This is a genomic window from Sphingomonas sp. UBA978 (assembly GCF_002292295.1).
Taxonomy (GTDB): Bacteria; Pseudomonadota; Alphaproteobacteria; order Sphingomonadales; family Sphingomonadaceae; genus Sphingomonas.
On the sequence record NZ_DBBS01000021.1, the window covers coordinates 21,359 to 34,601 of the forward strand.

Here is a 13,243-nt window from a genome sequence, read left to right on the forward strand (position 1 = left end):
CAAGGGGAGAGGAACGGACGTTCCCCCGCGGACAGGCGCCGGCAGGCGAGGGAGAGCGACCGATGAAGACGATAATGACCGCGCTGGCGTTGGTTCTGGCTGCGTCCGCTCCCGTGATGGCGCAGGATGTGGCCCCTCCCGCCGACACCGTCATCGTCCATGGCGACCGGCCAGCGCCCAGGTTCGACAAGCGCATCTTCGGCCAGTTCGCCGAGCATCTGGGCACCGGCATCTACGGCGGCATCTGGGTGGGCAAGGGCAGCCGCATCCCCAATGTCGACGGCTACCGCCGCGACGTGCTCGACGCGCTGAAGGCGATCCGCGTGCCTGTCGTCCGCTGGCCCGGCGGCTGCTTCGCCGACGAATATCACTGGCGTGAGGGGATCGGTGCTCCGTCGAAGCGCAAGGTGAAGATCAACACCAACTGGGGCGGCGTGACCGAGGACAATGCGGTCGGTACGCACGAATTCATGAACTATTCCGAGATGCTCGGCGCCGAACCCTACGTGTCGGGCAACGTCGGCAACGGCACGCCGAGCGAGATGGCGGAATGGGTCGAATATATGACCTCGCCGACCGGATCGAGCCTCGCCAAGGAGCGTGCCGCCAACGGCCGCAAGACGCCCTGGGCGCTGCCGATGTTCGGGATCGGCAACGAATTGTGGGGCTGCGGCGGCAATATGCGCCCCGAATATGCCGCCGACATCACGCGACGCTACGGCACCTTCCTGAAGATGCCCGAGGGGCAGAAGGTGATGAAGATCGCCAGTGGCGCCAATGCCGAGGATTACAACTGGACCGAAGTGATGATGCGCGATGCCGGCCGTCATTTCGACGGGATCGGCGTGCATTATTACACCATTCCCTATGACTGGAAGCACAAGGGCGCCGCGACCGGCTTCGACGAGGATCAATGGGCGCGGACGCTCGCCAAGACCGTCAAGATGGAAGAGCTGATCGCGAAGCATGCGGCGGTCATGGACAAGCATGATCCGCAGAAGCGCGTCGCGCTGCTCGTCGACGAATGGGGCACCTGGTACGATCAGGAACCCGGCAGTCATCCGGGCTTCCTCTACCAGCAGAATTCGCTGCGCGATGCGCTGGTCACCAGCCTGAACTTCGACATCTTCGCCCGCCACACCGACCGGCTGCGCGGCGCAAACATCGCGCAGATGGTCAACGTGCTCCAGGCGATGATGCTGACCGACGGCAGTCGCATGGTCAGGACGCCGACCTATTGGGTGTTCGACCTCTACAAGGATTATCAGGACGGCATCGTCCTGCCGGCCGACGTCCAGTCGCGCTGGTATTCCAAGAACCAGTGGGTGCTGAAGGCGGTCAGCGCCAGCGCGGTGCGCGGTGCCGATGGCGTGGTTCACATGGGACTGACCAACGTCGATCCCAACCGGCCCGCGACCGTGACGGTGCAACTGGACGGCGTCGCCGGCGGGGCGGTGACCGGCCGCATCCTCACCGCCGCGACGATGGACGCGCACAACACCTTCGACGCGCCGAATGCGGTGGTACCGGCCGCCTTCGCCGGGGCGACGCTGGCGGGGGGCAAGCTGCAGGTAACGCTGCCGGCCAAGTCGGTGGTAATGCTGGATATTCGCTAAGGGAAGGGGAGGGATTGGCGCGCCCCGTATAGCGCCCCGTATAGCGAATGCGGGCACTCAGGCCGTTGGCAGATTTCGGTTCGAATGAAGTGAGGTTGAGCGGAGGCTGACGCATCGCGATCGGGTCGGCACCCATCGGTGTCATTGCTCAGCCGGGTCGGAGCGGCGCGGACGTCCATGAGGCGAAAAACGCCGATGTGGTGCGCACTGCCTGTCCCGCGCATCCGGTTTATGCCAAAAGCCGGACATGACTGTATCCAATCGCCGCCCGATCGGGAATCGCGCATGACCGCGATCGGCATCTATGGCAGCAGCGGCCGGATGGGCCGTGCGATCGCCGAACAGATCGCGGTGGAGGGCGCGACGCTCGCCGGCGGCGTCGATGCGGGCGGCGACCCGGCGGCGCTGGCGCAGCGGTCGGACGTGCTCGTCGACTTCTCGACCTCCTCGGCGCTCGAGGCGCATCTCGCCATCGCCCGCGCCGCCGGCACGCCCTTGGTCATCGGTACCACCGGCCTTACCCAGGCGCAGCATGCCGCGATCGATGCCGCCGCGGCCGATATCGCGGTGCTGCAGACCGGCAACACCTCGCTCGGCGTCACGCTGCTGGCGCAGCTGGTGCGCGAGGCGGCGGCGAAGCTCGGCACCGACTGGGATATCGAGATCGTCGAGAGCCACCACCGGCACAAGGTCGACGCGCCCTCGGGCACCGCGATCCTGCTCGGCGAGGCGGCGGCGGCAGGGCGGGGGACGACATTGTCCGAACTGCGCGTCGACGGCCGCGCCGGGCTCACCGGCGCGCGGACCGAGGGGACGATCGGCATGGCGTCGCTGCGCGGCGGGTCGGTGATCGGCGACCATAATGTCGTCTTCGCCAGCGAGGGCGAGCGGATCGAGCTCGCGCATCTGGCGCAGGACCGCAGTATCTTCGCCCGCGGTGCGGTGCGCGCCGCGCTGTGGATCGCGGACCAGCCGCCCGGGCGCTACCGCATGGGCGACGTACTCGGGCTGTGAGCGCGGTGCGGTGAAGAAGGCGGACGTCTTCGAATTCTACCGCCGGCTGGCGGAGGCGAACCCGCATCCGGAAACGGAACTCGAATCGGGCAATGCCTATCAGCTGTTGGTTGCGGTCGTGCTGTCGGCACAGGCGACCGATGCCGGGGTCAACAAGGCGACGCGCGCCCTGTTCGCGACGGTGACGACACCCGAACAGATGGTGGCGCTCGGCGTTGACGCGCTCAAGCGGCATATCCGCACGATCGGCCTGTACAACACCAAAGCGAACAACGTCATCGCCCTCTCCGAAACCCTGATCGCCGAACACAACAGCCAGGTGCCCGACGACCGTGCGGCGCTGGAGCGCCTGCCGGGAGTCGGCCGCAAGACCGCCAATGTCGTCCTCAACGTCGCCTTCAGTGCGGAGACGTTCGCGGTCGATACGCATATCTTTCGCGTCGGCAACCGCACCGGCCTTGCCCGGGGCAAGACGCCGCTCGCGGTCGAACTGAAGCTCGACAAGGCCACCCCGCAGCCCTTTCGCCTCCACGCGCACCACTGGCTGATCCTGCATGGTCGCTACGTCTGCAAGGCGCGGCGGCCCGAATGCTGGCGCTGCATCGTCGCCGACCTGTGCGCCTACAAGCCCAAGACCCCGCCGCCGAAAGCGGTCGCCGCATAAACCCACTGGCGCAGCCCGCGGGGCTTTGCTAGGCGCGTCGCTCAGGCACCCGTAGCTCAGCTGGATAGAGCGCTGCCCTCCGAAGGCAGAGGCCACTGGTTCGAATCCAGTCGGGTGCACCAGCTTTTCACTGCATGACCGACGCGCCGTGTGACCGAGCGTCGCGGGTTGTGGATCACCAGCCGAACGTCAGCATGTCGGGGGTGAGGTCGTTCCATGTTGCATGTTCGACGAGCACGTCGACATTGCCGAGGTGGAACAGCAGCCCGTCGGCAGTCTGTTCGCCGTGACGGAAGACATCCGCGGCGCTGGTAAAGCCGCTGCCGGCGATCCGGATCATGTCGTGTTCGACATCGTTCAGCCGGAAATCCTCGATCGTCACCCGGCCGGCCCGCGTCGTATCGATGACGAACGTATCGTCGCCGAGGCCGCCGTTGAGCCGGTCGGTGCCGCCGCCACCCGTCAGCCGGTCGTTGCCTTCGCCGCCATAGAGGACATCGTTACCGCCACGGCCGTCGATCGTGTCGTTGCCGGCGCCGCCCGACAGCAGGTCGTTGCCCGCCGTGCCGGTGATCGCGTCGCTGCCGGCGAGGCCGAACACGCGCGAGCCGGTCAACGTGTCATTGCCCGCCGTACCCTGCCGCGCCGCGGTGTAGGCGACGTCCTGATCGAGCGATTCGAAGACGCCGCTCCACGTCATATCTTCGAGATGGTCGGCCGCGAGGGCGTAGGTGCGGCCGATCAAGGGCAGGCCGGCATCGAGGAACGTCACCTTCTCGACCCCCGATACGATGTTGAGGCCGAAGGATTGGGAGAAGAACGCGGTCGTGCCGTCCGACAGGCGCGACACGCTCCAGTCGCTCATCTTGCCGTCCAGTTCCAGCGTATCGCTGCCTGCGCCGCCCTCGACCCGGTTGGCGCCTAGCCCGGTGCGGATGATGTCGTCGCCGGCACCGCCGTCGATATAGTCGTTGCCGACATTGCCACGCAGCCGGTCGGCATAGTCCGAGCCGATCAGGAAGGCGGAATCGCCGACATGGTCGTGCGTGTCCGACGGGCGGCGGACGTCCTCGACCCAGGTGACGCCGCGGGTCAGCCCGGTGAGGTTGGAGACGATGACCAGACTGTCGCGCGCGGTGTAATCATAGAAGGCGGAATGCGTTATGCGCGGGATCGCGTCCGAGACGATCCCGGCGATATGCGCGCTCCATCCGCCGACCAGATTGTACAAAGCGAAGGGTCCCGCCGGCCACAATGGGCTGGCGTAATCGTCGCTGAACAGGATCAGATTGTCCGTCGAGGAGGCGAGGGCGTAATCCTGCCCCTGCAAGCCGGGGGCATGCGCGACCGCATCGCCGAACGTGGGGAAATCCGCCGCGGCGCGGTGCACGACGTCGTTCTCATACCCGATGTTGAGCACGCGGTCCTGCCCCTCGAAGGTATAGGGCACCTCGTGGGCGATATAATTGCTGTTGGCGAAGAAGCCGCCGGCCAGCGTGTCGGCATATTTCGCCATGATGTTGGTATAGGCGGCGCCCAGCGAATAGCCGGTGACGAGGACGTGATCCGCCGCCACGTCATGCGCGAGCGCATAGGCGCGCACCGCGGCGAGCAAGGGTTCCAGCTTGGGTGCGATCTCTCCGCTGTTGAGCTGGGTGTAGTCGGGCAGATCGACGGGGGAGTTCGTTCCGGTGAAGGTCACCGACAGGCGGGTGATCCGCCCGGCGGCATCGCGCTCCTCGAACACCTCGGCCTGCGGGCCGGAATAGGTCCTGCCGGTCAGCGGGCTGTCGATGATGAAATAGCCGTCCGCATCCACCGAATCGGCCGGCAGGTGGAGCGGCGCGGGGCCAACCTTGGTCCATCCCGCGGGCAGCGCGGCATGCGGCGTATTGGCGGTCAGACCGGCCGGCATGATGCTGCCGAACAGGTTGACGACCGCCGCGCCGTCAATCCCGATGATGCGATCGACCTGCCCGAAGGTGGCAAGCTTGAGCGAGGTTTCGGCAAGTTCCGCAGATTCCCTAGCGGAATATCGACGGTAATCGAACAGACCCATGACAGTTTCCTCTCCTCTGGCACCGGTCCCGCGTCGCATTCGCGTATCTGCGGGGGCAGGATATTGACCGAACCCGGTCGTGACGGGCCGATGTGGGTTTCGTCTGGCCGCGTTATTTGCGTGTTGCGCGGTCTATGGCGTTGCCGACGCATGATAAGCGGCTTTCTGCTTGCGTCCACAGAAATGTCGGAAATGGTCAGGCGTGCCCGACCGCGAGATTTACGGTGCTTCCCCCGCGGCGCTTGGCTATGCCGTGGCGACAGCGACCGCGGGCCACCCGGACGAAGGCGCGCCGACGAGAGGGAGGGGACTTGCGATGACCTACGACCATATCCTGGGGGAGCGGCACGGCGACGTGCTTGTGCTGACGCTCAACCGGCCCGACCGGCTCAACGCCGCCCCGCCGGCGCTGTTCGACGAATTGCGCGCGGCGATCGCTAAGCTGGACGGCGCGCGGGCGGTGCTCGTCACCGGTGCCGGGCGCGCCTTCTGTTCGGGCGCGGACGTGGGCGGCGGCGCGCTGGGCAGCGACAATCCGGGCGAGACGACCCATGCGGCGCTGACCGACCATTACAATCCGACGATCATGGCGATCGCGGACCTGGGCGTGCCGGTGGTGAGCGCAGTGCGCGGCCCGGCGGCGGGGATCGGTTGCAGCCTCGCGCTCGCGGCCGATTTCTGCGTCGCGAGCGAGACGGCCTATTTCCTCCAGGCGTTCGTCAACATCGGCCTCGTCCCCGACGGCGGCGCATCGTGGATGCTGCCGCGGCTGATCGGCCGGGCGCGTGCGGCGGAGATGATGATGCTCGGCGAGCGCGTGCCGGCGGCAAGGGCGCTGGAATGGGGCATGATCCACCGGGTCGTCGCCGACGAGGCGCTCGATGCCGAGGCGCTGGCGCTGGCGACGCGGCTGGCGGCGGGGCCGACGATGGCGCTGGGGCTGATGCGCCGGGCGCTCGGGCGCGCGCTGGAGACGGACTATGCCGATGCGCTGGCGGCCGAGGCGGATGCGCAGCGCACGGCACGCGGATCGGCAGATTCGATGGAGGGGGGTATTGCCTTCCTCCAGAAGCGCAAGCCCACGTTCACCGGGCGGTGACCGGGCGGTAACTGGGCGCGTGTCCGCGCTGACACGCAAGCGAGACAAATTGCGACACAAAATCGCTGGACGCCGCCGGGTGTGTTGACCACACAGCACGCCATGGTTCGTGTTCCCGCACTCCTGCTGTTTACCGCTGCGCTGGCCGGCTGCACCGTCGGACCCGATTATCGTCCGAGAAGCGCGACGGAACTGGGCGTGCCGACCGGCTATTCGGTGCCGGCGCAGGCGAGCCCCGAGGATCTGACCCGCTGGTGGTCGAACTTCGACGATCCGGTGCTGGGACAGCTGGTCGAACAGGCGCGGGTCGCCAACACCGACGTCGCGCAGGCGGTGGCGCGGTTGCGGCAGGCGCGCGAGGCGCTGGTGCAGAGCCGCGCGACGTTGCTGCCGACGCTGTCGGGATCGGCCGGATACCAGCGCAACGAGAATCTGCGCGGCGGCGGGCGGTCGTTCACGCTGCCCGACGGCACCGTGGTCGACACCGGCGGCGGTGGCACCAACAACTTTTCCGCCGGCCTGTCGGCAAGCTATCAGGTCGGCCTGTTCGGCGAGATCCGCCGCACGGTCGAGGCGAGCCGTGCGCAATATGAAGCGAGCGGGTTCGACTATGCGACGGTGCTGCTGACGGTGGAGAGCGAGGTCGCGCGCAACTACGTGCTCGCCCGCGCCTATCAGGCGCAGCTCGCCAATGCGCGCGCCAGCCTCGGCATCCAGGACGACAATCTGGAGATCGCCGGTTTCCGCGTGCAGGCGGGGCTGGTGTCGTCGGTCGACGTCGAACAGGCGCGCAGCCAGCGGGCGCAGACCGCCGCGACGGTGCCGCAGATCGAGCAGCAATATGCGGCATCGGTCGCGCGGCTGGGCGTGCTGACCGGGCAGGCGCCGGGCGCGCTGCGCACTGCGCTGGCGGCGGCGAAGCCGATCCCGAAGGGGCCGGCGACGGTCGGCGTCGGCATCCCGGCCGACACGTTGCGCCGCCGTCCCGACGTGCGCGCGGCCGAACGGACGCTCGCCGCCACGACCGCGCAGATCGGCGTCGCCAAGGCTCAGCTCTATCCGGCGCTGGCGATCACCGGCAACATCAACACCAATGCGACCAGCATCGGCGATATCGGCAATGCGATCACCGGCGGCCTGTTCGCCGGGCTGACGCAGGCGATCTTCAACGGCGGCCGGCTGCGCAGTCAGGTCCGCTCTAGCGAAGCCGCCGCCGATGCCGCGTTCGCCACCTATCGCGGCACTGTGCTGACCGCGCTGGAGGATGTCGAGAATGCCATCGTCGCGCTCGACACCGCACGGCAGCGCGAGACGCAGTTCCGCATCGCCTTCGACGCCGCCAGCGCATCGGCGATCCTCAGCCGCAGCCAGTATCGCAGCGGCCTGACCGATTTCACGACGCTCAACCAGCAGGAGGCGGCGCTGCTGTCCGCGCGCAACGGCCTCGTCCAGGCGCGATCGGATCAGGCGACGGCGCTGATCGCGCTCTACAATGCGCTCGGCGGCGGCTGGGATGCGAGCGTCACCCCCGAAGCGCCGCCCGCGACCGGCGTGCAAACCCCCGTGGCAGAGACCCGCTGATGGCCGACGAACAGATCGACGATTTCCTCGGCGTGAAGCCGGTGCCGGCGTGGCGGCGCTACCTGAAATGGGTGTTCGTCGCGATTGGCGTGGTGCTGCTCGCGCTGCTGCTCAAGAGCTGCTTCGGGCCGAAGGCGGAGGCCGGCTATTCGACGCAGGCGGCGGAGCGCGGCAACCTGACCGTCACCGTCTCGGCGACCGGCAAGCTGGCGCCGACCAATCAGGTGACGGTGGGTTCGCAGCTGTCGGGGCTGGTCACCAAGGTGGTGGTCGACGTCAACGACCGCGTCACCGCCGGCCAGCCGCTCGCGCTGATCGATCCCGAGCAGATCGAGGACCAGATCCGCCAGCAGCAGGCGCAGATCGCCGCCAACCGCGCGCAGGTCAATCAGGCGCAGGCAACAGTGGCGGAGAGCCGGGCGCAGCTGGCGCGGCTGGAAGAGGTCTACAAACTGTCGAACGGCCGGGTGCCGTCGGGGACCGAATTGCAGGCGGGGCGCGCCGACTACCAGCGCAGCGTTGCCGCGCTGAAGGTCGCGCAGGCCAACGTCACCGCGGCGCAGGCGGCGCTGGCGCAGAGCCAGACACAGCGGGCGCGGGCGATCATCCGCTCGCCGGTCAACGGCGTCGTGCTCGCGCGCCAGATCGATCCGGGCGCGACCGTCGCGGCCTCTTTCAACACCCCGACGCTGTTCGTCATCGCTAAGGACCTCAGCAAGATGAAGCTGGAGGTTGCGATCGACGAGGCGGACGTCGGCGAGGTCAAGGTGGGGCAGAAGGCGAACTTCACCGTCGACGCCTTTCCGGGCCGGACCTTCCCCGCCGAAATCACCCGCGTCGACCTGGGGTCGAACCTGACGGTGAGCTCGGCAAGCTCGACCGCGACGACCACGACCACGGCAACCACGGGGCAGGTGGTGAGCTATGCGGCCGACCTGACCGTCGCCAATCCGTCGTTGCAGCTGCGCCCCGGCATGACCGCGACGGCGGATATCGTGACGTCGGACCGTCAGAACGTGCTGCTCGTGCCGAATGCCGCGCTGCGCTTTAAGCCGACCGCGGCAGGGGCGGCGGGTGGATCGAGCGGCGGGATCGCGGGATCGCTGACCTTCCGCCCGCGCCGCGACCGGCCGGAGCGGACCGCCAAGCTGGGTCGCGGCGCGAGCCAGACGATCTACGTCAAGGATGCCGAGGGCAAGCCGCAGGCGGTGCAGGTGACGACCGGCGACAGCAACGGCACGATGACCGAGGTGCTGGGTGGCGACCTCAAGCCCGGGCAGCAGGTCATCACCGGGCAGCTGGCGAGCGGCAGCGATGCGGCGGCCGGCGGCGCGCGGCGGGCCGGCGGCCAGCGGCGACAGCAGGGCGCGGCCGGTGGGCAATAGGACGGCGAACGCCCATGGCTGACCCGCTCATCACGATGCGCAACGTCACCAAGGTGTACGGCATGGGCGCAACGCAGTTCCAGGCGCTGAAGGGCGTCGACCTCGACATCGAGGCGGGAGATTTCGTCGCGGTGATGGGGCCGTCAGGGTCGGGCAAGTCGACGACGATGAACATCCTCGGCTGCCTCGACGTGCCGTCGGGGGGCACCTTCCTGTTCCGCGGCCATCATGTCGAGGCGCTGGATCGCGACCAGCGGGCGTTGCTGCGGCGGCGGTATCTCGGTTTTGTCTTCCAGGGGTTCAACCTGCTCAGCCGGACGAGCGCACTGGAAAATGTCGAACTGCCGCTGCTCTATCGCGGCGAGGACAAGAAGGCGCGGCGCGAGCTGGGCATGGCCGCGCTCGCCAAGGTCGGGCTCGACAAATGGTGGGATCACACCCCGGCTGAGCTGTCGGGCGGGCAGCAACAACGCGTCGCGATCGCGCGGGCGATCGTGACGCAGCCCGACGTGCTGCTGGCGGACGAGCCGACCGGCAACCTCGACAGCGAGCGGTCGATCGAGATCATGGAATTGCTGACCGACCTCAACCAGAACAGCAACATCACCGTGCTGATGGTGACGCACGAGCCCGACATGGCGGCGTTCGCGCGGACCGTGATCCATTTCAAGGACGGGCTGGTCGAGCGGATCGAGGCGCAGCATCGGCCGGGCGTGATGCCGACCGCAGACGAACCCCTCCCCTTCAGGGGAGGGGTTGGGGTGGGAGAGTCCGGTGTTGGTCTCGGTAAGATATCCATCACCCCCAACCCCTCCTCTAAAGAGGAGGGGCTTTCCTGATGCTCGGCACCACGCTCATCCTCGCGTTGCGGTCGATCCGGCGGCATCTGTTGCGGTCGTTCCTGACCATCCTCGGCATCGTCATCGGCGTCGGTGCGGTCGTCACGATGGTGACGCTGGGCAAGGCGACGACGGCGGCGGTGCAGCAGCAGATCAGCGCGCTCGGCAGCAACATCCTGCAGATCCGTCCCGGGCAGGGCTTCGGTCGCGGCGGCGGCGGGCCGCAGCCGCCCAATTTCAAGCCCGAGGACGTCGAGGCGATCGCACAGCAGGTCGCGGGCGTCACCGCGGTCGCGCCGCAGGCGAGCGCGTCGGCCACCGCGATCTACGAGGGCGCCAACTGGTCGACCTCGATCAACGGCACGACCAGCGCGTTCCTGACGGTGCAGCCGTGGCCGCTGACGGCGGGGCGTTACTGGACCCCGGCGGAGCAGGAAGCGGGCAAGGCGGTGTGCCTGATCGGCAATACCGTGCGCCAGAACCTGTTCCGCGGCGGTGACCCGATCGGCGCGCGTATTCGGCTGGGCAATATCAGCTGCGACGTGATCGGCGCGCTGAGCACGCGCGGGCAGGGCGGCTTCGGCGATCAGGACGATGTCGTCGTCATGCCGATCAAGACCGTGCAGCGCCGCTTCACCGGCAACCGCGACGTGCGGCTGATGCTGGTCGGCGTCGATACCGACTATCAGACCAGCAACGTGCAGGCGTCGATCACCGACCTGCTGCGCGAGCGCCGGCACCTGACCGGCGCACGCGACGACGATTTCAATATCTTCGACACCAAGCAGATCTCCGACACGTTGACCGGCACGACGACGCTGCTGACCCGCATCGTCGCGGCCGTGGCGGCGATCAGCCTCGTCGTCGGCGGCATCGGCATCATGAACATCATGCTGGTGTCTGTGACCGAGCGGACGCGCGAGATCGGCATCCGCCTGGCGATCGGCGCGGTCGCGCGCGAGGTGCTGTTGCAGTTCCTCGTCGAGGCGGTGGCGCTGTCGTGCCTGGGCGGGGTGATCGGGCTCATCATCGCGCAGGGCGTCATCCTCGCGCTGGTGCCGCTGATGCAGGTGCCCTGGACGTTCGATCCGCAGATCAACCTGATCGCCTTTGCGATATCGGCGGTGATCGGCGTGGTGTTCGGCTATTTCCCGGCGCGGCGGGCGGCGGCGCTCAATCCGATCGACGCGCTGCGGCACGAGTGACGCGGCGGCAACATGGACAACATGAACACCTTGATGGAAACGATCGCCTTCTGATCGTTTCGTATCTGGCGTCGATGCGAAAGAGCGGCGTTTAGGCCCGGGGGATTGACTGGCCCGGACGGTTTAGGACAGACGGGGAGATGTTTGCTTTTGTCCCCAACGGATAACGGCGGGGCCGTCCAACGCCGCGCGGCGGCGGCGTCAGATCTGCCGGCGCCGGGTATAGGCCTCGGGCGCGTTGACCAGTTGGCGCAGCCTTTCAAGTTCCTCGGGCGTGTCGACGTCGATCAGCTCCGCCGGGTTCGTCACGACGTGCTTGCCCGCGCGCACCATGTCGCGGGCGCCGGCATCGCCCTCCAGCTGCAGCAGCGCGTCGAAGCGGGCGCGGCCGAAGACGGCGGGGGGCTTGGGGGAACGGCCGTCGCTGGAGGCGACCACCGCATCCTCGCCCTCGGCGGCGTCGAGCAGCGTGTAGATATGCGTCGCGGTGACGCGCGGCATGTCGGCGAGCGCGACGACCACCGCCTTCGCCCCGCGCGCGCGCGCGCAGTCGACGCCGAGCGCCACCGACCGGCCCATGCCGAGCTGGGGATCGTCGTTGTGGACGAGCGTGTAGCCATGTGCGGCATAGTCGCAGTTCGCCTGGCCGACGACGGCGACGCGTTCCATGAACGGCATGTCCTCCAGCGCGACCGCGACGTGGAGGCCGAGCGGGCGGCCGAGGAAGGGTTCGTCCAGCTTGCTGCCGACGTCGCCCATCCGCCGCGAGCGGCCCGCGGCGAGCAGGATCAGGACGCAATCCCCAGCCGCGATCATGCCCTAGCCGCGATCATGGAAGGCCCCGACCATGGCGGCGGCGATCGACAGCGCGATCTCCGACGGGCCGATCGCGCCGATGTCGATGCCGACGGGGGCATCGATCCGGTCGATCTGTTCCGCGGACAGGCCGGCGGCGGCGAGGCGTTCGCGGCGTGCGGCATGGCTGCGGCGGCTGCCGAGCGCGCCGACATACGGTGCGTTGGTCGCCAGCGCGGCGATCAGCGCGGGATCGTCGATCTTGATGTCGTGGCTGAGCGTGACGACCGCCGTGGCGGGGCCGGGCTTCAGCGCGGCGATCGCCTCGTCCGGCCAGCGATCATCGAGGGTGACGCCGGGGAAGCGTTCGTCGGTAAGAAAGCGCGCGCGCGGATCGATGACCGTCGTGTCGATGCCGAGCGTGGTCGCCAATGCGGCGAGCGCCTGCGCGATCTGCACCGCGCCGACGATCAGCAACCGGCGGGGCGGGTCGTAGCGGTTGACGAACACCTCGCCGGTTTCGGCCGGCCGGAGGTCGCTGTGCCCGGTGGCGAGATCGGTGGTGACGGTGAGCGCCGCGCCATGGTCGCGCGCCTCGGCGATGCGGTCGAACAGTTCGGGATCGAAGCCCGCGGCGGAGACGGGCTGCACCATCACCGCGATCTCGCCGCCGCAGGGCAGGCCGACCTCCCATGCCGCAGCGTCGGCGACGCCGTAATGCTTCACCTGAAAAGGCGCGCCGGCGATGACGTCGGCAGCGGTCTGCAGGATGTCGCTCTCGACGCAACCGCCCGAGACGGAGCCTTCGAAGCGACCGTCGGCGTGGACGAGCATATGGCTGCCCCTCGGCCGGGGCGCGCTGCCCCAGGTCGAGACGACCGTCGCGATGGCGAGCGGCTCGTCCCTCCAGTTGCGGGCGGCGGTGAGGACGGAATCGTTTTCGGCCATGGTTCTTCTTCTCTCGCGTTCCTCCCCGTGTCGGGGCG

At 68.2% G+C, this 13,243-nt stretch carries 11 protein-coding genes and 1 tRNA gene; 9 read left to right on the forward strand and 3 right to left on the reverse strand.

Annotated features, from left to right (window positions below; translation table 11 throughout):
- Window positions 1-62 precede the first annotated feature (62 nt).
- The 4 genes from B2515_RS15085 to B2515_RS15100 all read left to right on the forward strand — a co-directional run bounded on the left by B2515_RS15085 (window position 63) and on the right by B2515_RS15100 (window position 3,416).
- Window positions 63-1,616 carry an alpha-N-arabinofuranosidase gene (locus tag B2515_RS15085; RefSeq protein ID WP_293877733.1) on the forward strand — a complete coding sequence of 518 codons (1,554 nt, stop codon included), beginning with the start codon at window positions 63-65 and terminating at the stop codon, window positions 1,614-1,616.
- Window positions 1,617-1,901: 285 nt separating this feature from the next.
- The gene (gene dapB, locus B2515_RS15090) at window positions 1,902-2,630 is read left to right on the forward strand and encodes a 4-hydroxy-tetrahydrodipicolinate reductase (protein ID WP_293877734.1); all 729 of its coding nucleotides are present in this window, start codon (window positions 1,902-1,904) and stop codon (window positions 2,628-2,630) included.
- 10 nt (window positions 2,631-2,640) lie between these two features.
- The gene (gene nth / locus B2515_RS15095; protein WP_293877736.1) at window positions 2,641-3,294 is read left to right on the forward strand and encodes an endonuclease III; all 654 of its coding nucleotides are present in this window, start codon (window positions 2,641-2,643) and stop codon (window positions 3,292-3,294) included.
- A gap of 45 nt (window positions 3,295-3,339) precedes the next feature.
- Window positions 3,340-3,416 (forward strand) — tRNA-Arg (locus B2515_RS15100).
- Between the two features lie 53 nt (window positions 3,417-3,469).
- Here B2515_RS15100 and B2515_RS15105 read toward each other — a convergent pair.
- Window positions 3,470-5,353 (reverse strand): calcium-binding protein, encoded by a 1,884-nt coding sequence (locus B2515_RS15105; protein WP_293877739.1) that lies wholly within the window; start codon window positions 5,351-5,353, stop codon window positions 3,470-3,472.
- 316 nt (window positions 5,354-5,669) lie between these two features.
- Here B2515_RS15105 and B2515_RS15110 point away from each other — a divergent pair, with 316 nt between their 5' ends.
- From B2515_RS15110 to B2515_RS15130, 5 genes are all read left to right on the forward strand, one after another.
- Window positions 5,670-6,452 (forward strand): enoyl-CoA hydratase-related protein, encoded by a 783-nt coding sequence (locus tag B2515_RS15110; protein ID WP_293877741.1) that lies wholly within the window; start codon window positions 5,670-5,672, stop codon window positions 6,450-6,452.
- 102 nt (window positions 6,453-6,554) lie between these two features.
- A complete protein-coding gene (locus B2515_RS15115) occupies window positions 6,555-8,033 on the forward strand; it encodes an efflux transporter outer membrane subunit (RefSeq protein WP_293877743.1) in 1,479 nt (492 codons plus the stop codon).
- Window positions 8,033-9,418, forward strand: coding sequence for an efflux RND transporter periplasmic adaptor subunit (locus tag B2515_RS15120; RefSeq protein ID WP_293877745.1), 1,386 nt, complete (start codon window positions 8,033-8,035; stop codon window positions 9,416-9,418). The genes B2515_RS15115 and B2515_RS15120 overlap by 1 nt, the downstream gene beginning before the upstream one ends.
- Before the next feature lie 14 nt (window positions 9,419-9,432).
- Window positions 9,433-10,257, forward strand: a complete 825-nt coding sequence (locus tag B2515_RS15125) for an ABC transporter ATP-binding protein (RefSeq protein WP_293877747.1) — start codon at window positions 9,433-9,435, stop codon at window positions 10,255-10,257.
- The gene (locus tag B2515_RS15130; RefSeq protein WP_293877749.1) at window positions 10,257-11,462 is read left to right on the forward strand and encodes an ABC transporter permease; all 1,206 of its coding nucleotides are present in this window, start codon (window positions 10,257-10,259) and stop codon (window positions 11,460-11,462) included. Before B2515_RS15125 ends, B2515_RS15130 begins: the two co-directional genes overlap by 1 nt.
- Before the next feature lie 201 nt (window positions 11,463-11,663).
- Here B2515_RS15130 and B2515_RS15135 read toward each other — a convergent pair whose 3' ends face one another.
- Window positions 11,664-12,278 (reverse strand): nucleotidyltransferase family protein, encoded by a 615-nt coding sequence (locus B2515_RS15135; RefSeq protein ID WP_293877751.1) that lies wholly within the window; start codon window positions 12,276-12,278, stop codon window positions 11,664-11,666.
- Window positions 12,279-12,281: 3 nt separating this feature from the next.
- The gene (locus tag B2515_RS15140; protein WP_293877753.1) at window positions 12,282-13,205 is read right to left on the reverse strand and encodes an XdhC family protein; all 924 of its coding nucleotides are present in this window, start codon (window positions 13,203-13,205) and stop codon (window positions 12,282-12,284) included.
- Between the last annotated feature and the right edge of the window lie 38 nt (window positions 13,206-13,243).